This window comes from Xanthomonas sp. LF02-5 (assembly GCF_034105325.1).
GTDB lineage: Bacteria > Pseudomonadota > Gammaproteobacteria > Xanthomonadales > Xanthomonadaceae > Xanthomonas_A > Xanthomonas_A sontii.
This window is the reverse complement of record NZ_JAXGGF010000002.1, coordinates 538,337-557,555: the sequence shown is the minus strand read 5'-3', so window position 1 is coordinate 557,555 and position 19,219 is coordinate 538,337. Positions and strand designations below refer to the sequence as shown.

Here is a 19,219-nt window from a genome sequence, read left to right as displayed (position 1 = left end):
AGATGCGGCCGGCAGCGATGTCGGCCGTTTTTTTGCGGTGACGGCGAGGCAGCGGTGGCGGCACGTCGACCGAATCGCGTCGGGACTGAAGTCCCTCCCACAAAGACCTCATCCATCCCCGCGGCATCTGCTGTAGGAGGGGCTTCAGCCGCGACAATCGAAGCCGCGACGCCGGGACTATCCGCACACCATCAAGACAAAAAAACGCCACAACGCAACGCCGATCCGCACGCAAACCCCGCAGCGCCAGCGCTTTTACGATTCCCCACTCCCCACTCCCCATTCCCCATTCCCGGCCTCACCGCCTCACCGCCTCACATCGAACCGCGTCGCCCCCACGCACGCCCGCACCTCGGCCTCGCTCAGCGCCAGCACGTCGCCCGGCAGCGTGTGCTTGAGGCAGCCGGCGGCCAGGCCGAAGCGGATCGTGGCGGTGTCGTCCCATCCGCGGCTCAGCCCGTGCAGCACGCCGGCGGCGAAGGCGTCGCCGCCGCCGATGCGGTCGACGATGCCGCTCAGCTCCTCGGCTGGCGCCTGCGCGACGCTGCCGTCGCGGCGCAGCAGCATCGCGCCCAGGCTGTGCCGGTCCACGCTGTGCGCCACGCGCTGGGTGCAGGCCATCGCCTGCAGCTGCGGGAATGCGGCGAAGGCGTCGCGCGCGCCCGCTTCCACCCGCGCCTGCACGCTGTCCTGCGGGTAGCGGTGGCCCAGCACCACCTCCAGGTCGCGGTAGTCGGCGAACAGCACGTCCGCCTGCGCCAGCAGCTGGCGCAGGATGCCCGGCGCATCGCCGTTCCAGGCCTCCCATAGCTTGGGGCGGTAGTTGCCGTCGAACGACACCCGCACCCCGGCCGCGCGTGCCGCCTGCGCGGCCGCCAGCGCCGCGGCCGCGCCGCGTTCGCCCAGCGCCGGGGTCACCCCGGACAGGTGCAGCCACTGCGCGCCCCGTAGCAGCGCCGGCCAGTCGTGCCGGTCGCCCGCATCCAGCGCGAAGGCCGAGCCGGCGCGGTCGTAGGTGACCTCGCTGGGGCGGTGCCCGGCGCCGGTGCTGAGGAAGTACAGGCCCATGCGCCCGGGCACGAAGCGCACCCCGCTGGTGTCCACGCCATGCCGGCGCAGTTCGCCGGCCGCGGCCTGGCCCAGCGGGTTGTCCGGCAGCACGCTGACCACCGAGACGGCGTGGCCGAAATGCGCCAGCGCCACGCCCACGTTGGCCTCGGCACCGCCCACCTGCACCTCCAGCCGCGGCGTCTGCAGCAGCCGTTCGTGGCCGGGCGCGCCCAGGCGCAGCAACAGTTCGCCGAAGCAGACGATGCGGGAAACGGTCATGGCAAGCGGGTCCGGCAGCCGAAGGGACGCCAAGCATGCCGCGAAATGCAAACGCCGACCAGAAAAAGTGACTAGCGGTGTCATTTTTGTGCGGCAGCAGGCGCTTCGGCACTGGCCGACGTCGAGATCCTGCGCTATCTCATTGACTGAAAAGACCCTCGGGTCGCCGGGCACTCTGTTGCGCTGCAAGATGCCGGGATGTTTCGCAACTGTTAACGTTGGTTTTGACCAGCGGTGTCATTCGCGACAACGCCCGCAGTTCCACGCCGTCATGTAACCCTTGGGAGGGGAGGACATGCAATCACGTACCGAACGCCGGAAGACACCGGTTACCTTGCTCGCGCTGTCGATCGGCCTGGCCCTGCAGGCCGGTGCCCTGCAGGCACAGGAAGCGCCGGCGGCCGCGCCGCCCGCCGCGGCCTCGGCCGATGCCACCACCGAGCTCGACACCGTCGTCGTCACCGGTTACCGCGCCAGCGTGGAGAAGGCGCTGGACATCAAGCGCGCCGAAAAGGGCATGGTCGACGCCATCGTCGCCGAGGATGTGGGCAAGTTCCCGGACACCAACCTGGCCGAATCGCTGCAGCGCATCCCCGGCGTGGTCATCACCCGCGACGCCGGCGAAGGCCGCAACATCTCCGTGCGCGGCCTCGGCCCGGACTTCACCCGCGTGCGCATCAACGGCATGGAAGCGCTGACCACGGTCGGCGCCAGCGATCAGAGCGGCGGCACCAACCGCGGCCGCGGCTTCGACTTCAACGTGTTCGCTTCGGACCTGTTCACCCAGATGGTGGTGCGCAAGACCGCCTCGGCCGACGTCGAGGAAGGCTCGCTGGGCGCCACGGTCGACCTGCGCACCGCGCGGCCGTTCGACTACGACGGCTTCACCTTCGCCGCCAACGGCCAGGCCACCTACAACGGCATGTCGCAGAAGGCCGATCCGCGCATCGCCGCGCTGGTCGCCAACACCTGGGCCGACGGCACCTTCGGCGCGCTGATGTCGGTGGCCTACTCCGAGCGCCAGGTGCTCGAGGAAGGCAGCGGCACCACGCGCTGGGCCAACGGCCCGAGCAACAACGGCTACAGCCCCACCTCGCCGTTCGCCGCCGCCAACAGCGCCAACGTGTTCAGCCCGCGCATCCCGCGCTACACGCAGATGGAGCACGAGCAGAACCGCCTGGGCGTGACCGGCTCGCTGCAGTGGAAGCCCAACGACAGCACCGAGTTCTCGCTGGACGGCCTGTACTCGAAGATCGATGCCAAGCGCGACGAGCACTACATCGAGGCGATCAGCTTCAGCCGCGGCCGCTCGCAGAACGGCAAGCCGGACATGATCGTGCGCGACGGCTACGTCGACCCGGCCTCCGGTGCGCTGCTGTACGGTCGCTTCGACAACACCGACATCCGCTCGGAGAACCGCCACGACGAGTGGAACACGGTCTTCAAGCAGCTCACCCTCAACGGCGAGCACCGCTTCAGCGACACCTTCAAGATCACCGGCGAGATCGGCACCTCCAGTTCCAAGCACCGGAACCCGATCCAGACCACGGTGATCATGGACAAGAACAACGTCGCCGGTTACAGCTACGACTACCGCAACAGCTACACCTCGCCGGTGTTCAACTACGGCATCGACCCGACCGCCGCAAACGGCTGGACCCTGGCCGAAGTGCGCATGCGTCCGCAGTCGGCCAACAACAGCTTCGACACCGGCTCACTGAACTTCGAGTGGAACCTGGGCACCAACTTCACCCTCAAGGGCGGCGTGCTGGCCAAGAACTACGGCTTCGACACCAAGGAGTTCCGCCGCGCGTCCGAGACCAGCGTGCCGACCTTCGCCACCGGCAACCGCATCGTGCCGGTCAACCTGGTGACGCTGGCCGGGCTCAAGGGCATCGAGGGCACGCCGTCGAACTGGGCGGTGCCCGACCTCAACGGCATCGCCGATGCGCTGGGCATCTACAGCGGCACCGGCACCTGGACGCTGACCGAGCGCGCGGTCAACACCCGCAGCGTGGAAGAGAAGGACCGCGGCGCCTGGTTGATGGGCGACTTCGCCTTCGACATCGGCGCGATCCCGTTCTCCGGCAACATCGGCGTGCGCTACGTGAAGACCAACCAGTCTTCCACCGGCTACGCCCTGGTCGGCTCGAACCTGATCAACACCACGGTCGAGCGCGACTACCACGACACCCTGCCGTCGCTGAACCTGGTCGCCGAGATCACCCCGGACTTCCTGATCCGCTTCGGCGCCGCCAAGGTGATGACGCGGCCGGGCCTGGGCAGCCTGACCCCGGGCGTGACGGTCGCCGTCGCCGGCGGCGCGCGCACGGTCAGCGGCGGCAATCCGAACCTGGATCCGATCCGCGCCAAGACCGCCGACCTCGGCTTCGAGTGGTACCTGCAGGAAGGCGCGATGCTCGGCCTGGCGCTGTTCTACAAGGACATCGACAGCTTCGTGCAGACCGCGCGCACCATCGCCCCGTACTCCAGCAGCGGCCTGCCGGTCAGCCTGCTCGACGGCACCGGCGCGGCGGCCACCGACGACTTCGTCTTCAGCGTGCCGCTCAACACCCCGGGCGGCAAGCTGAAGGGCGCGGAGTTCAACTACATCCAGCCCTTCAGCTTCCTGCCGGGCAAGTGGGCCAACTTCGGTACCCAGCTGAACTACACCTACGTGCAGTCGAAGATCCAGTACGTCACCGGCACCGGCGCGCTGTCGTTCAACACTGATCTCACCGGCCTGTCGAAGAATTCGTACAACGCCACGCTGTTCTACGAAGGCGAGCGCTTCAGCGGTCGCGTGTCGCTGACCCACCGCGACGGCTACCTGACCCAGGTGCCGGCCACGGAAACCGGCTTCGACATGCACGGCATGCGCGGCACCAATGTCGTGGACGCCAAGCTGACCTACAAGATCGACGAGAAGATCGACATCAGCCTGGAAGGGTCGAACCTGACCAATGTGCCGTACTACGAGTGGGTGCAGACCAGCGCCACCGGCGCGCAGCTGCCGCTGACCTACAGCGAGACCGGCCGCCAGTACGCGATCGGGGTGCGTTACAAGTTCTGAAGACTGCGTTCGCCGGTGCCGCGCTGCGGCATCGGCAACGCCCCGCTGCCCGCATACTCGCGGGCCGGGGAGGGAGATCGACGCGCGCCGCCACGGTGCGCGCCGATCGCAAAGGAGCGAGATGAAACAGGCAATGTGCGGCAGCGCGGTGGGCGCCGGCGGTGGTGTGTCGGCGATCGGTCCTGGGGTGTGGCGTCGCCTGAAGGCGAAGGCGGTGCACCTGCTTGCGTCCATCGGCTCTCCGCGATTGCCACAGGATGTGCGGGCATCGCGCGTCGCGGCTGACGCCGCTCCCACAGTGCAGTACCGCACATGTGGGAGCGGCTTCAGCCGCGACGCGCTGTTCCTACCCACTTCGGCAAAGCAAGGCTCTACTGCATACGTCTCCAAATCGCAGAGCCCAGGTCGCATCTCACACCGCCTCGCCCTGCTCTGTGCCCTCGCGTTGCCAGCGATCGCCGCAGCCGCCACTCCCGAACTGCTGTTCCGCGTCTCCGCCGACAAAGGCCTGGACGCCGACGTCGCCCATGGCGACCCCCAACCCAACTTCCGCGACAAGATCGCCCTGGTACCGACCGGCGTGTCCGGGCAGGCCATCGAATGGGCCGACGATGGCGTGCTGTCCTGGAACGCTCCCGGCAACCTCTACACCCAGCGCGGCACGCTGTCGTTCTTCTGGCGTTCGCGTTACCCGGTGGGCGAAGCGCCGTTCGTGATCTTCCGCGTCGGCTACGCCGACCACACCAGCTGGGACATGGCCTGGCTGCGCATCGATTGGAACGGCCACGGCTTCGATGCCTTCGTGACCGACGCCAACCTGGCGCGCACCCGCGTCTCCTTCAAGCTGGACAAATTCCCCGCGCCGAGCGCCTGGACCCACCTGGCCTTCGCCTGGGACGAGACCCGCGGCGTGCGCCTGTACGTGGACGGCAAGGAAGCCGCACGCGTGGACTGCACCCAGGCCTGCGCCGACGGCGGCTCGCTCGACTTCGACGCCGCGCTCGACCAGCTCGGCCTGGCCGCACGCGTACTCGCCCCGCACCAGGTGCAGAGCCGCTACAACTTCCTGCGCGGCAGCGATTTCGACGAGATCCGCGTCTACGACCGCATGCTCGACGCCGCGGGCGTCGCCGCGCTGGCCCGGCAGCAGGAACCGCGCAGCGCCGAGACCGTGCCCGACAGTGCCGCGCGCAACGCCTGGCTGCACCGCTTCGGCTGGGACCACGGCCGCGCACCGCCGGCGCTGGATGCCCCGTCCACGCGCATCCGCAAGGTCGAGTTCGCCGACGCCAAGGACCTCAAGGAATGGATGTGGAAGGCCACCGACGGCATCGCCGAGACCACCTGGCCCGGCGTCTATAACCGCTCGCGCCTGCCCGGCCGCAACGACTACTTCCAGTTGCCCGACTGGAACGTCTACGTCGAAGGCGGCAAGGCGCTGGACCTGGCCCTGCCGGACGAACCGTTCAACCGCATCGAACTGCGCGGCGCCGCCTACGGCCAGGCCACCTATGCCGCCGATGGTGCGACGCCGACGCCGCTGTTCTCGCGCGCCCAGGGCACGGTGCGCAGCGTCGATCAGTTCGAACGCCGCCGCGGCGGCCATCTGCGCTTCACCAACGTCGCCCAGGAAACTCCGATCCAGGAGATCTGGGCCTACGACGTCGGCGCCGGTGCCGAGCCGGCCAACCCCAGCGCCACGCTGCGCTACACCGTGCGCAGCGACGTCGCCCCGGACTACGCCAACCTCGCCGCGCTGCGCGCCTACATCGCCGGGCGCTACCCGCCGGACGAGCGCAGCACCGTGGTCGCGCTGCCGACCAAGGCGCCGTCGCGCAAGCGTGCCGACGGAAAGATCGCTGCGCCGCCGCTGCCCATCGTCCACGTGCTGATTCCGTCCAACCTCGGCGACGCACCGGCCGCGCAGCCGCTGATGCGCAGTTGGTCGTACGGCTGGGAGAACATGCACGACGGCCTGGACGGCATCGCCATCGACCTGCCGGCGCTGCAGCTGCCAGCCACGCACAACGGCCTGATCCCGCTCAACATCCGCGTCAAGGATCCGATCTGGCCCGGCCGCGACATGCTCGACGTGTCGGTCTCGGTCGCGCCCGGGCAGGCGCGCACGCTGTGGCTGGACCTGCGCGACCGCATCCTGACCGACGACAGCCTGATGCTCAGCATCGCCTCGGCCGCGCCCGGCTTCGACGCGCGCACGCTGGACGGTGCGCAGATCCGCCTGCTGTTCAAGCCGCGCGAGCAGGCCAAGGTCGAGCACATCGCCGATCGCTTCAACCAGGTCAAGGACAACTGGGGCTTCCTGGTCGAAGAACACACCACCTCCAAGCGCCAGCGCCTGTACGCGCGCCTGGATGCGGATATCCACGACCTGCTGCGGGTAGACCCGGACAACGCGCTGGGCCGCCAGTACTGGGCCGACATCAGCTACGGCAACCAGGGCCCGCTGCCGGTGCAGTTGCCGCAGCCGCCCAAGGGCGTGCCCGGCTGGGCGTTCTGGCAACTGGAAGACCTCAAGGCCACGCGCCGCTACATCAACTGGTGGATCGACGAGCGCCAGGTCGACTACGGCGATTTCGGCGGCGGCATCTCCGACGATTCCGACCTCACCCAGCAATGGCCCGGCGTCGCCCTGATGGGCGTGGATCCCGACAAGCTCAACGCCTCGCTCACCGCCCTGTCCGACGCCAACTACCGCAACGGCATGTTCACCGACGGCCTCTCCACCATCGAGACCGACGAACTGCATTCCTACGAGGACGGCATCAACATCAACAGCGAAATGCTCTACCTCAACTGGGGCGACCCGCTGACGGTGGAGCGGCTGATGCGCACGGTGAAGGCGTTCGACCGCATCATCCAGGTCAACCCGCAGGGCCACCTGCTGTTCGCCAGCAACTGGTTTGGCGGGCGCAAGGTCTACCGCGAACCGAACTGGCAGTGGCAAAAACCCTATTCGTTCCCGATCCTGCACCCGGCGCTGCTGCTGGGCGGCTACAACGCCGACCCCAACAGCCGCCGCATCGTCACCGGCCTGGCCGACGGCTATCTCGCCCACGCCTACACCGACGCCAAGGGCCAGTGGGCGCTGCCCAACGAGATCAACTGGGCCACCGGCAAGACCCGCGGCGGCAGCCTGTTCGACGGCAGCGGCGGCCCCGACACCTTGCACACCTTCTGGGCGGCGTACCGCTGGACCGGCGATGCGCGCTATTTGAAGGCGATCGACTACCGCGTCGCCAAGGCCGGCCCAGGCGGCCTGTCCCTGCTCAACGAGAACTTCCTCGACGTGCTTGGCAAGCGCGACAGCTGGGGCGCCAGCCTGGCCAAGGCGGCGGCCGACGCCGACCCCGACGACGCCCCCGACTTCGCCCACCACGTCGCCTGGGAACAGACCGGCGACCCGCGCTGGCTGGAAACCCTGTACCGCGCCGAGACCCGCGACAAACTGCAGACCTTCTACATGAACACCGAAGGCCACTGGTGGAGCGACCGCGTCGAATCGCCCACCGTGAACCTGCAGCGCGCCCGCCTCGGCGGCGTCGCCCTCAAGCGCAACCAGACCTACCCCGGCCACACCGTCAGCTGGCGCTTCGCCGATCCCGAAGGCGCCGTGCAGGTAGCGCTGCTGCTGCCGAAGCCGCGGCAGGATCGCTTCACCGTCATCGGCTACAACACCAGCGGCAAGACGCAGCGGGCGCAGATGACCGGGTGGAATGTCGCGGCCGGGCAGTGGCGGATGCGTGCGGGCGTGGATCGCGATGGCGATGGGAAGATCGACGGCAAGGTCGCTAGCCGCGAGTTCGCGTTCGAGAAGAGCGGGGCGGTGGATGTGGAATTCCCGGCCGGCAAGACGGTGGTGATGGAGTTCGAGCTGGTCACGCCGGCCGCGGTGCCGGTCGAGCTGCGGCCGGATCTGGGGATTGGGCGTGGGGATGTGCGGGTGATGGCCGATGCCATCGAAGTCACCGTGCATAGCCTGGGGCATGTGGATGCGCCGGCTGGGTTCGTGGTGCTGGAGGATGCGCGGGGTCGGGAATTGGCGCGGGCGGGGTTTCCTGCGTTGGAGGCGCCGCGGGATTTGGAGCCGAGGACGGCGCTGGTGCGGCTGGCGGTGCCGGCCGGAAAAAGCGCCAAGGGAGGACGGGTGCGTGTCGTCACCGAGGGCGACGTGGCGGAACTGACGCGGAGAAACAATGCGGTGGATGTGCCCTAGTTTAATCGAGGCCTGGGTCACGACGCGCTTTGCATAGCGGGGTGACTTCGCCTGGGAATGCCCCCAATGGATGGCTGCATTTGTCTCCCAAAAAAGTGTGACGCCGTGCTAGAACAAGATCGTCTGTGGGGGGAGAACGGACTTCCATAGGACCTGATCGGACGGTTGCGCCTGGGGATATGCGGCGCAGAGCGTCCATGTTTAATGAGAACGCTAGGACGCCAAATTTTCTCAGGGGAAATCGATGTTTACCAAAGTCTCGATCATCGCGGCGCTAGCGGGGTTTGCCTTGTGCCTAGCCGCCGCATCTGCGAACGCACGTGTGCGCGCATTTGGTTCACACCACACGACGAGTCACGGCGGTCACTACACGTCGGGCCACGGCTCTTCGTATAAGGGTGGTAGCTACCATAGCCCGAGCACCAACAATCAATACCGTCGGCATAAGCCTTAATTTTCTAAGTTGGGAGAGTCCATAAGGTGCGGTCTAATTCAAGTGTTAGATAACAAAGATAGCCACTAAGTTAACGGGAAAACGGAATGACTAGCCCTAATGCACGAAGCAACCTCGGCGTCCATTTCTTCTATGTAGCGCTGATCCTAAGTCTCGCTATCGTACTGCTAATCACTTTTGACTGGACCCATCTTCAGGGCTTCACAGAATACTTAAGCGTTGCTGCAACGGTGACTTCGTTAGTCCTCGGTATCCTTGCGATCATTTTCGGCTTCGTGTCCAGCGGCACCATTAGCCAGTCACTTGGCTCAGTAGAATCAAGCGCGTCAAATTTCACGCAGATCGCAGCGGAACTCAAGGCGGTTTTAGAAGGAGGACAGCGGGCCCAGGCGCGCGCAGAAGAGCGTACGGGGCAACTCCATGGCCTCATTGATGACATGCGCTCGGGCCTAGCCTCTCTATCTGAAACGACAGAGCGGATCGAAACGGGCCTGGAGGCGATACCAGACCGGATAAACAATTCAAAATCACTCGCGCCAACTGACCCGCCGACCAATACTATGGCAGAGCCCTCCGATGACAACAAATCGGGATCGTGGGGTGAGAACGAGTTAAAGACTTTCTTTAGTCTTGCAAGCCCTATCGGTCGAATAGCCGTTTACGCCGCGTGGCGGGCAAAGAAGGAGAACAGTTACGTTGACTTTTCTCGGCTAATGGAAGCTAGATTATACACCTATGTCTACGGCTTCCTCATCGCCTCCAACTGTGCAAGTGTTTTCGAGCTGGAATATTCCGAGAAAGAGAAGAGCATGAAGTCCGTTCGTCTAAAAGACCCAAGTGACGCACTTGGCTCCGTTCTAGAGCAGCTCTGGGCTAAGCGAAACGAAAAAAAGGATAAGACTTGGGCAAAGGTCGCTGCGAGGTATGAAGAAAAAATTGAAGATTCTTTTGTAAACGGACCAGCTATCCCGGACGAGCCTAGAGATGTCGTCTAATAATTCATCCAAGCCGACCTCGCTTCTAAAGGCCTTAGGTTGCATGGGATAACGGGGTCAGTTTGAATTATTCATTGATCGTGGTGGGTTTGCGTCGTCGGTGGACTAAAAATCAGGGTCAAAAATCAGGGTCAGAGTACATTTTTTTATGCGATACCTCTGGAGGTATTCACCCGAGCACTATGCACTGGCCAGAGTAAATTCGTCAGAGAGGAAAGTTCTAGATATATTTTATAAATACAGAGCTTCCGACCTCGATCCTTGGTTTGGTTAGCATATCTAATAAATAGGTGTAATGATGTCTTCAAAGTTTCAAATATTCGTTAGCTCTACCTTCCGCGATTTACACGAGGAGAGAGACCTAGTTATCAAGGCTATTTTAGAAATGGGGCATATCCCTGTTGGGATGGAGATGTTCAGTGCTGCTGACGAAGAACAGTGGAACATTATAAAAAAGCAAATTGATCAATCAGATTACTATGTTGTCGTTGCTGCCCATTGCTACGGAACATGTGATGCAGCAGGCTTGAGCTACACTGAGAAAGAGTATGATTACGCTATTTCAAAAGGTATACCTGCGTTAGGTTTTGTTCTTGATGAAAGTGTATCTTGGCCTAAAGAAAAATCTGATTCTGATAAAAACGCGATTAAGCGTTTGAAGGCATTCAAAGAAAAAGTGAAGAAAAAGCCAGTCAGCTTTTGGAAAAACGGAGAGGATCTCTATGGGAGATGTTCAATTGCCCTAATGAAGGCCTTTAATGCTTATCCAAGGGAAGGCTGGGTTCGGGCCTCTAAAGTGCAAGACGCGGCAGCTGCAAAAGAAATTGTTAGATTAAGCTCGGAGAACGCCGAGCTGCGCCGCCGAATTGCAATTTACGAGGAGCAAGAAAAAAAGCAGTCCAATTTAGTTGAAGTGATGGAAATACTGAGAAATAATAAGCAAATTATCGCATTTCATAAAAAGAGCGGAGCCGATTGGGAATCTGGGAAGGAGGTGACGCTCTATCAAATATTTGAGGTTCTAGCGCCGGAGTTACAGGTCGAATTTTCGCTGGCAGAGATCGCCCGATACATCGCTATGCATATAAATGATGTTCCCTTCAAGGAACTTCGCAGCATCTGGCCAACTCCAAGAAACACACTGCGGACTCTCCTTGCTGACTTGGCCGCGCTTGGATGTGTCGAACCTTCCAAACGCAGGAAGCCCGTGGCAGATAAGGACGAATACTGGTCACTTTCTCCTTTTGGATTACTAATGCTATCAGAAATGAGAAAAAGGCGTCTCAACAAAGTTGAAAGTTTGAGGAAGATTACTGAGGCTAATCTACCAAAATCAAAAAGCGATGCGTAGCAGATATTGAACAAGGGTCGGTGGAAAGGAACCGGATAAAGGGGCCAGGTTAACTTGCTCGTTGATCGTAGTGGGTTTGCGTGGCCGATAGTCCGATCTTACACCAGCGAAGCGGCGGGTCTTGGCCTCGTCCATGCCGCGAAACGCATCGTTGCTAGAAACAGGGGTCTAGAAACACGGGGCAGAGTGCACTTATTCTTGTGTGCTGAACCTTCGAAAGTTCACTCTAACCCCAGCTTTAACACGCGAATTTCATGGCAAATCAAAACCTGGTCAGAGAAAGCGAAAACAGGGGTCAGAGTGCACTTTTCTATCTCGCCTCGCGACGCGGCTTAGTCCAAACGAGTGAGTTCTATGGAAGCCTGGCAGCCCATTACGGTCGATGAGCTTGAGGCACTGGTGGCCGATCAGCTTCCTAGCTGCTCGCTTGCCCAGCAGACTGCGTTCGCCCGCTACCGTGTGCCGTTCTACTCAGTGCCTTTCCAGCGCAGCTTCGGCTTGGAGCAGGCCCTTGTTATTGCGGAGCTGCCGTCCGGCCTGCTCTACTACGAGGACGTTGAGGACGGATTTGAGGTTGGGGTGTTGGATGCGGATGGCATCTTGCACGACCATGGCTGCAACCAGTTGGAATTGACTTACGCGCTGTCGCGGGCAGGGTTCTGACACTTCATTCGAGTCCATCTCGCTCGGCTCCGCCTCTTAACGCTCGTTGGACCCCATGCTAAAGATTGTCATCAGCGTCTGGATCTACCTCTGCGGCCTCTTCGGATCGCTTGCCACGGCCGCACAGCTGTCGCAGGTTCTCGCTGCTTTTCCCGCGAGCCAGCTCGAGTCTTATGGGCCGCACGTGCCGCAGGTCGCCCGATCGTTTTCTGCTTGGTTGCCTTATTCCCCATTCGCGCTCTGGCTCAGTGCAGCCGTTACTGCGGCAATTGGTCTCTATCTGTGGCGGTCGCGTCACCCGCTCGAGAACAAGCTCTTTGCCTCGGCCGTTATCGCGGCACTCAATCTGTTCTTGGCAATGTTCTTTGCGACTACGCTGCTGACGGCGTACTTCTATCTGCCCAAGGTCGCGAATACGGCCTAATATCCATCCGGGCGGCCGCCACATCCCGGCGCGGCACCATGCAGGCGCTGGACTCATAACCGGAAATGTAAGTGATTCGACTGATACTGACCGCGATTCTCGTTGTGGCATGCACGTCGGTGCATGCAGACGAAGCACTTCCAGCTGCGCTTTCGCCAGCCGACGAGGCAGCCAAAATTGCGTCCGCACAAACCGTCGGAAGCACGATCTACCTGCATGATCAAGCCGCGTCCGTGGCGACCGACGCGGTGCTGGCAGTGCCTGAGTTCAGGCGAGACAAGCGGGTTAGGGGCTGGGTCACGGAACAGCAGGGCGCCGACATCGTCGTGACGTTTCTGGACAGCACGCCGGCGGCGATCTATCGGGTCGCCGTCACCAACGGGAAGGCCGGGTCTTTCAAGGCGCTGGAAGCGCCTGTTGCACTCACCGCTTACGAAGCGGGCGCGGCACAAGCCCGCGCCGCGGCAACGACGGCGCAATTCGAGCGATGCGCGAAGAAGTACAACTCCGTTGTGTTGCCAGGCAAGAGTCCCGAGGAAGACTGGGTCGTTTACCTTCTTCCAGCAACGACAAAGAACAACGTGGTGCCGATCGGCGGCACCTACCGCTTCTCGGTGAAGGATGCGCGCGTCGTATCCCAGCGGGCATTCACGCGCACATGCATCGTTCTAGAGACGGGCCAAAAGGTGGAGGCGCTGATGATCACCCACTTGCTCGATCCTGTGCCCACGGAGGCGCACGTGTTCTGGAGCCTGTGGGCCAGAAAGCCCATCTATGTCGCAACAGCGCCCGCGGGAACGATCTGGACTGTGCAGGGCGACCAGATCAGGTTAGTCGAGCGCAAATAGGAAAGACCGCGAAGACAAGGGGAGAGTGCACTTTGTTGTGTGCGACACGTCTGTAAGTTTGCTCCGATTTCAGTCGGCTCTAGCGCCAACACCGCGATCTGTGGGAACCTCGATTCTCGGTGGCAGCGCCCGGCAGCATTGTTCATACGTCAGCGCCTCCTGGTATGGATTCGTCGAAGCCGGCATGCTCCGCGCGCGGCTCAACCCAGGCCGTAGGCTCAACAGCAGGGTTCTTGATGGCCCCACATGCTCCGAAAGCACTGGATCGTCGGCGGTGGGCAGTCGTTGCGACCACGTCGTTGCTTGTCTTGGTGCTTTGCTACCTCACGCTTTGTCTGGTCGTACTGCGTCAGCCTGGCTGGCTACCTTCTGGTTCGGTCCTTGGCGCCTCGCTGATTGGTCCACCGTATTGGCTTGTCTGGGGAGCCGGGGCATCCACCATGTTCTGGTGCTCCACTCTGCTTGTTGCGGCCGTCGCCGCTATTGGCGCCTGCTGGCGCGCGCTCGCGCTGCCTTGTGTCGGGCTTTGCCTTCTCGTATGGATGAGTTCAGGATTTCTTGCAGTGGCCATGTCTATCTAGACATGCTGGGTAAAACAATCCACGCGATACGAATGCGTATCGTGAGTCCGCTTACTTCAGGCATCAGTCTAGTGATGGACGCGCGGTGCGGCGTCCACTTTGGACAAGTCCTCATGATCGCGATCTGTGGCATGCTCGGCTCCTGGCGGCAGTACTGGGGAGCGCCGTCCATGCTTCACCCCTTCCTTGGCACCAACGCCTAACGATGATGCAACCCGAATCCGCCGCGCGGTGCGGTTCAATTCAGTTGGCAGACCCCGAGAACACGTCTATGCAGCCGGCGAAGATTTCCGTACTTGCTCTGCTGGTTCTTGAAGCAAGTCTGGTCATTTCTGCGGTGGCGGCCCTCCTCCTGCGCGATGTACCAGTGGTGCCTGTTGCGTTCGCCGTGCTTGGCGTTGGCTCGTTCCTGGCGCTTCTGATCTCGGTTCCGGCAGCGTGGTACTCCGTGGCCACGGATCGCTCAGCTCGCTCGGCGCCTTACCTGTCGGCCGTCGCCGTCGGTAGTCTCCTGATTACCTGTTTCATCGTGCTGCCGTTTCTGGGCGGCGGCGTGTAGCAGTGCGCACACCAAGCCCGGAGGCTTGGGCCTTGACGACCGATCTTTGTGACACCCAGAGACCAGCGACGCCAGCAAGATCCAAGACAGAGATCTATGGCATGCTCGCGCCCGTGCGCTGGGGGAGCGCAGTCGATGCTTCACCACCTCCTGGCACCACCGTTTAACGATTCATTCGACCGGCCAGGCTTCGCGGTGTCGCCCAACCCAGGTGTAGGACCCATGATCAAGCAGTTCCGACTCTCGCAAGATCAGATCAAGCCAGTGGCCGAAGGCTACGGCGGCTGTATTGCCACCGACAGGATCACCGTTGACGGTGATTCCGTGCGCTTCATGTACCGCGAGGCGCCGGACAACGACATCGATAGCGGTTGGCGCTTCATGTCAGGCACCGAAGACGATGCGTACATGGACAACCCAGCCAACCATGCCGTGTATGACGTCAACACGATCGCCAACTACGACCCAAGCATTATTCCTTTTCTGGACGCCCCGGAAGGGAGCGCATTTGAAAAGCCTCCGGATTCGGAGCACTTCATCGCTGTGACGAATTGGACGCCGGAGGATGAGCCCTGACAATTGATTCAAACCGCCTCCAGATCGTGGCGCGGTTTAACTCGTATGTTGGCGCGCCATGAGAATTGCAAACCACTTGATCGTCTCCTTCCGAATCTTTGGAGATGACCTCGTGCCATCGGAGATCACAAGACTGCTGCGTAAACAGGGGTCAGAGTGCGATGGCCAGCCCTTCATCGGCCCGGGCAGTGCGGAGCATTGGAGGCATCCCGACCTGGGCGCCATCCTCTGGCAGGTCATCGCCATCCCGCTCTTTCCGCTGACCCTGCTCTACGGCCTGATCCGCTGGGCCAGTTTCCACATCAAGAGCAAGCCCGTATGGCCGCGTGAAGTGCTGGCCAGCGTGGGCGGCGCCCCCTTGCATGGCAGCGCGCTGGAAGCCTGGCGCCATGTGGTGCCGGACCGCGCAGCAGGGGCCGCTGCGCCGCTGCCGTCGAGCGCCTCAGCCTCGGGCGCGACCGCTCATCGTGAATAAAAGCAGCTCCCAAAACCCAGCGAAGCGGTTCTGGCGAGGCACCGCATCGAAGGCAGTACGAGTAGTACGACAAGATGCGGCAACGACGCCAGAAGGGTTTTGTGAGCCGCTCTAAACCCTGACCATGACCCGAACCAAGAACGACAAACACTCCGCCTCCGAGCCCAAGCCATCGATATCGCGCCGACCCGCCGGTATGGCCGACATCGAATGGCTCGGCCAGCAGGCCGGAGACGAATTCTTCAAGCTGCACGAGAACGAAGTGTTCAAAGGCGTGGGGACCCAGGCCGTCCTCTTGCCGCCGCACGGCGTACCGGCCAGCCGATCACCCAACAGCGGAGGCGCGGTCATCGAAGCATTTCCCCATGGGCTGGCTTATGGAAGCATGATGACTGCACTCTTGGGCTACTTGGCCTTCGGCGCCTTGGTGATGATGCCCCCTCTGATCTACATCGTCTTCGATGCGACCTTTGATCGCGTACTAGGACTTAGCTACTTCGGGTTGATCGCACTCATGGTTTTGCTGGTTAGCGCACTTCTCATGCTCCGCTTCGACCTCATCGGCTACCGCTACGCACCCACCCTGTTCGACCGCAACGCCGGCAAGGTCCATGTCTTCAAGGACAACACGCGTCTCTTCGGCTGGTGGCCGCTCTGGGGCGGGGACGGCCAACACGAGATCCTCAGCTACGACTGGGCCTGCGTGCGCGCCCAGGTCGTCCGCTTCAAGACCTTCACCGGCACCGTCGCACAGGACAACGCGGCCCTGCAGATGATCGTGCTGGCCGCGCCCGGCGACACCCGCGTGGTCGGCCAGTTCGGCCTGGGCCTGACCAGCAGCGCCATCGCGGTGCAACCCCTGCTCGATACCTGGGAGCACATCCGCCGCTTCATGGAACACGAAGGGCCGCTGTTCGTGGAAGGCGACGGACCCAATGAGGCCTTGTTCGAGATGCGCTTGGCGCGCTGCATCTTCTTCGGCCAGCCCTTCATCGGCCCGGGCAGTGCGGAGCATTGGAAGCACCCCGACCTGGGCGCCATCCTCTGGCAGGTCATCGCCATCCCGCTCTTTCCGCTGACCCTGCTCTACGGCCTGATCCGCTGGGCCAGTTTCCACATCAAGAGCAAGCCCGTATGGCCGCGTGAAGTGCTGGCCAGCGTGGGCGGCGCCCCCTTGCGCGGCAGCGCGCTGGACGCTTAGAAAACGGGGGGCGGAGTGCATTTTTCTTGTATGCAAGGCCATTTAAAGTTAGCTCTGACCCCAGTTCTGGAGTAGACATGCTGGGCACAACAATCCACACGAGACGAATGCGTGTCGTGGTTCCGCCTACTTCATGCATCAGTCTAGTGATGGACGCGCGATGCGGCGTCCACTTTGGGCACGTCCTCATGATCGCGAACTGTGGCATGCTCGGTTTTTGGCAGTAGTGCTGGGGAGCGCGGTCCATGCTTCACGACCTCCTTGGCACCAACGCCTAACGATGATGCAACCCGAAGCCGCCGCGCGGTGCGGTTCAATTCAGGTACCAAGCCCCGAGAACATGTCTATGCAGCCGGCGAAGATTTCCATACTTGCTCTGCTGGTTCTTGAAGCAAGTCTGGTCATTTCAACGGTGGCGTCCCTCCTCCTGCGCGATGTCCCTGTGGTGCCTGTTGCGTTCGCCGTGCTTGGGGTTGGCTCGTTCCTGGCGCTTCTGATCTCGGTTCCGGCAGCGTGGTACTCCGTGGCCACGGATCGCTCAACTCGCTCGGCGCCTTACTTGTCGACCGTCGTCGTCGGTAGTCTCCTGATTACCTCTTTCATCGTGCTGCCGTTTCTGGGCGGCGGCGTGTAGCAGTGGGCACACCAAGCCCGGAGGCTTGAGGCCTGACGACCGGTCTTGGTGACACCCAGAGACCAGCGACGCCAGCAAGATCCAAGACAGAGATCTATGGCATGCTCGCGCCCATGCGGCAGTGCTGGTGAAGCGCAGTCGATGCTTCACCACCTCTGGCACCACCGTCCAACTATTCATTCAACCGGCCCTGCTTCGCGGTGTCGCCCAATCCAGGTGTCAGGACGCATGACCAAGCAGTTCCGACTCTCGCAAGATCAGATCGAGCCAATGGCCGAAGGCTACGGCGGCTGTATTGCCACCGACAGGATCACCGTCGACGGTGATTCCGTGCGCTTCATGTACCGCGAAGCGCCGGACAACGACATCGATAGCGGTTGGCGCTTCATGTCAGGCTCCGAAGACGATGCGTACATGGACAACCCAGCCAACCATGCCGTCTATGACGTCAACACGATCGCCAACTACGACCCGAGCATTATTCCGTTTCTGGACGCCCCGGAAGGCAGCGCATTTGAAAAGTCCCCGGAGTCGGAGCAGTTCATCGCTGTGATGGATTGGGCACCAGCGGATGCGCCATGATGGGTGGATCAAGTCGCCTCCAGGTCGTGGTGTGGTTTAACGGAGGCATTAGCGACAATGTGTGATCTTCCGCAAATTCGGATCTATGCAGATTTCAATGGTTTGGTCTGTGGCGTCATCAATCAGGAACGAACCGCTGTCGTTCTCGACACATTCGGTAGCATCCGCGATCTATCAAACGCTGGGGTTGTGCTGTCGCCTGGCCTTCCGCTTATAGCCTACGATGAGTCGGATGAGTCCGAGGATCTTGAGGGGCATGGAACGGCGCAGTACGACCCGAAGCGCCGTTGGTGGGTAGTTGAGTTCGATGAGCTGGGGGTTCGGGATGTCCCGCGTGTGGGCCAAGTCTCAGAGGCGGTGTTTCACTGCGTTCGTTGCCGTCTTCCGATGGCTGGCGTTACCTGCAATACGCTTGGCGACCCTGGTCTCTGTTGCAAAAACTGTGGCACAAGTGTGATGGCGGCAATCAATCCGCCTGCATGACGTGCAACCTAAGTATTTAACCTAGCTGACCCCCAATTGCTTCGCGCTTGGTCCGCTGTGTAGTTCAAACCTTGACCGCACATGAAAACTCCTTTTGCTCTCGTATTGCTCGTGTTCCTAGCATTGCCACTGACGCTAAGCGCGTCTGGTCCGGAGCTATTCTGCATTTACTTCAAACCTGGACAGCCTTCTATTGACAATGATCTGACCACATCCGTCGACTCTACAGAGTGGTTAATGCGCGCCGTGGAGCACGATTCGCAGATCATGTTGCGCGTCAATCAGATTCGGTATCAGGCTGTTGGCAGAGCCGACCCAAGCGAATGTGCGGATGCGCAATGCAGCGCCCTGGCACTCAAGCGTGCGCAACTGTTTCAGGATGCCTTGGTGAGCGCCGGAGTTCCGCTCTCACTGTTCTGTCCACCCGTCGCGCTTGGGCCACCCTGGCCCGCCACATATCGACCCACGCCGGAGCAGCTGCTATTGGCGCGACAGGCTGGTGTTGAGCCTGTCTTCGACGGCTGTGAGCAAAAGTAGGTGCGACACCATTGAAAGATCGGCTTTTTCCCAATTCCATGTTTCGGTCCATCTTCGAATCGCCCTCCGCTTCGCCTCCCAGCTTCATTGCTCACCCGCGCTCCTTGCCCTTTGTTCCAGCGAAGTAGCAGCCAGCAATCGAGTAAGCACCATGGCTACACGTTGTGGCATGCTCGGCTCTCGGCGGCAGCGTTGGGGAATACGGCTCCTACCGACTAGT

15 protein-coding genes are annotated in these 19,219 nt (G+C 61.9%); 14 read left to right on the top strand and 1 reads right to left on the bottom strand.

Features of this window, described 5'->3' with window-relative positions:
* Positions 1 to 306: 306 nt before the first annotated feature.
* Positions 307 to 1,329 (bottom strand): sugar kinase, encoded by a 1,023-nt coding sequence (locus tag SLW52_RS08495; protein WP_152239797.1) that lies wholly within the window; start codon positions 1,327 to 1,329, stop codon positions 307 to 309.
* A 295-nt stretch (positions 1,330 to 1,624) separates the two neighbouring features.
* On the opposite strand from SLW52_RS08495, the gene SLW52_RS08490 reads away from it, so the two are divergent.
* From SLW52_RS08490 to SLW52_RS08425, 14 genes are all read left to right on the top strand, one after another.
* A complete protein-coding gene (locus SLW52_RS08490; protein ID WP_170268175.1) occupies positions 1,625 to 4,402 on the top strand; it encodes a TonB-dependent receptor in 2,778 nt (925 codons plus the stop codon).
* Positions 4,403 to 4,847: 445 nt separating this feature from the next.
* Positions 4,848 to 8,636 (top strand): LamG-like jellyroll fold domain-containing protein, encoded by a 3,789-nt coding sequence (locus SLW52_RS08485; protein ID WP_320740000.1) that lies wholly within the window; start codon positions 4,848 to 4,850, stop codon positions 8,634 to 8,636.
* 244 nt (positions 8,637 to 8,880) lie between these two features.
* Entirely contained in the window at positions 8,881 to 9,090 is a 210-nt protein-coding gene (locus tag SLW52_RS08480) for a hypothetical protein (protein ID WP_320739999.1), read from the top strand.
* An 86-nt stretch (positions 9,091 to 9,176) separates the two neighbouring features.
* Entirely contained in the window at positions 9,177 to 10,085 is a 909-nt protein-coding gene (locus tag SLW52_RS08475) for a hypothetical protein (protein ID WP_320739998.1), read from the top strand.
* A 298-nt stretch (positions 10,086 to 10,383) separates the two neighbouring features.
* Positions 10,384 to 11,436, top strand: coding sequence for a DUF4062 domain-containing protein (locus SLW52_RS08470; protein WP_320744242.1), 1,053 nt, complete (start codon positions 10,384 to 10,386; stop codon positions 11,434 to 11,436).
* A gap of 354 nt (positions 11,437 to 11,790) precedes the next feature.
* Positions 11,791 to 12,099, top strand: a complete 309-nt coding sequence (locus SLW52_RS08465) for a hypothetical protein (RefSeq protein ID WP_320739996.1) — start codon at positions 11,791 to 11,793, stop codon at positions 12,097 to 12,099.
* 55 nt (positions 12,100 to 12,154) lie between these two features.
* On the top strand, positions 12,155 to 12,523 hold the full coding sequence (locus SLW52_RS08460) for a hypothetical protein (protein ID WP_320739995.1): 369 nt from the start codon (positions 12,155 to 12,157) through the stop codon (positions 12,521 to 12,523).
* A gap of 71 nt (positions 12,524 to 12,594) precedes the next feature.
* Complete coding sequence (locus tag SLW52_RS08455; RefSeq protein ID WP_320739993.1) at positions 12,595 to 13,371, top strand: hypothetical protein; 777 nt, start codon at positions 12,595 to 12,597, stop codon at positions 13,369 to 13,371.
* A gap of 786 nt (positions 13,372 to 14,157) precedes the next feature.
* Positions 14,158 to 14,511, top strand: a complete 354-nt coding sequence (locus tag SLW52_RS08450) for a hypothetical protein (protein WP_320739992.1) — start codon at positions 14,158 to 14,160, stop codon at positions 14,509 to 14,511.
* A 222-nt stretch (positions 14,512 to 14,733) separates the two neighbouring features.
* Positions 14,734 to 15,087, top strand: coding sequence for a DUF2185 domain-containing protein (locus SLW52_RS08445; RefSeq protein ID WP_320739991.1), 354 nt, complete (start codon positions 14,734 to 14,736; stop codon positions 15,085 to 15,087).
* Positions 15,088 to 15,163: 76 nt separating this feature from the next.
* Entirely contained in the window at positions 15,164 to 15,562 is a 399-nt protein-coding gene (locus SLW52_RS08440) for a hypothetical protein (protein ID WP_320739990.1), read from the top strand.
* 196 nt (positions 15,563 to 15,758) lie between these two features.
* The gene (locus SLW52_RS08435; RefSeq protein WP_320744241.1) at positions 15,759 to 16,763 is read left to right on the top strand and encodes a DUF6708 domain-containing protein; all 1,005 of its coding nucleotides are present in this window, start codon (positions 15,759 to 15,761) and stop codon (positions 16,761 to 16,763) included.
* A 280-nt stretch (positions 16,764 to 17,043) separates the two neighbouring features.
* Positions 17,044 to 17,397: a hypothetical protein gene (locus SLW52_RS08430; RefSeq protein WP_320739987.1), complete on the top strand. Its 354-nt coding sequence runs from the start codon at positions 17,044 to 17,046 to the stop codon at positions 17,395 to 17,397.
* 228 nt (positions 17,398 to 17,625) lie between these two features.
* Positions 17,626 to 17,979, top strand: a complete 354-nt coding sequence (locus SLW52_RS08425) for a DUF2185 domain-containing protein (protein ID WP_320739986.1) — start codon at positions 17,626 to 17,628, stop codon at positions 17,977 to 17,979.
* The last annotated feature ends 1,240 nt before the right edge of the window (positions 17,980 to 19,219 follow it).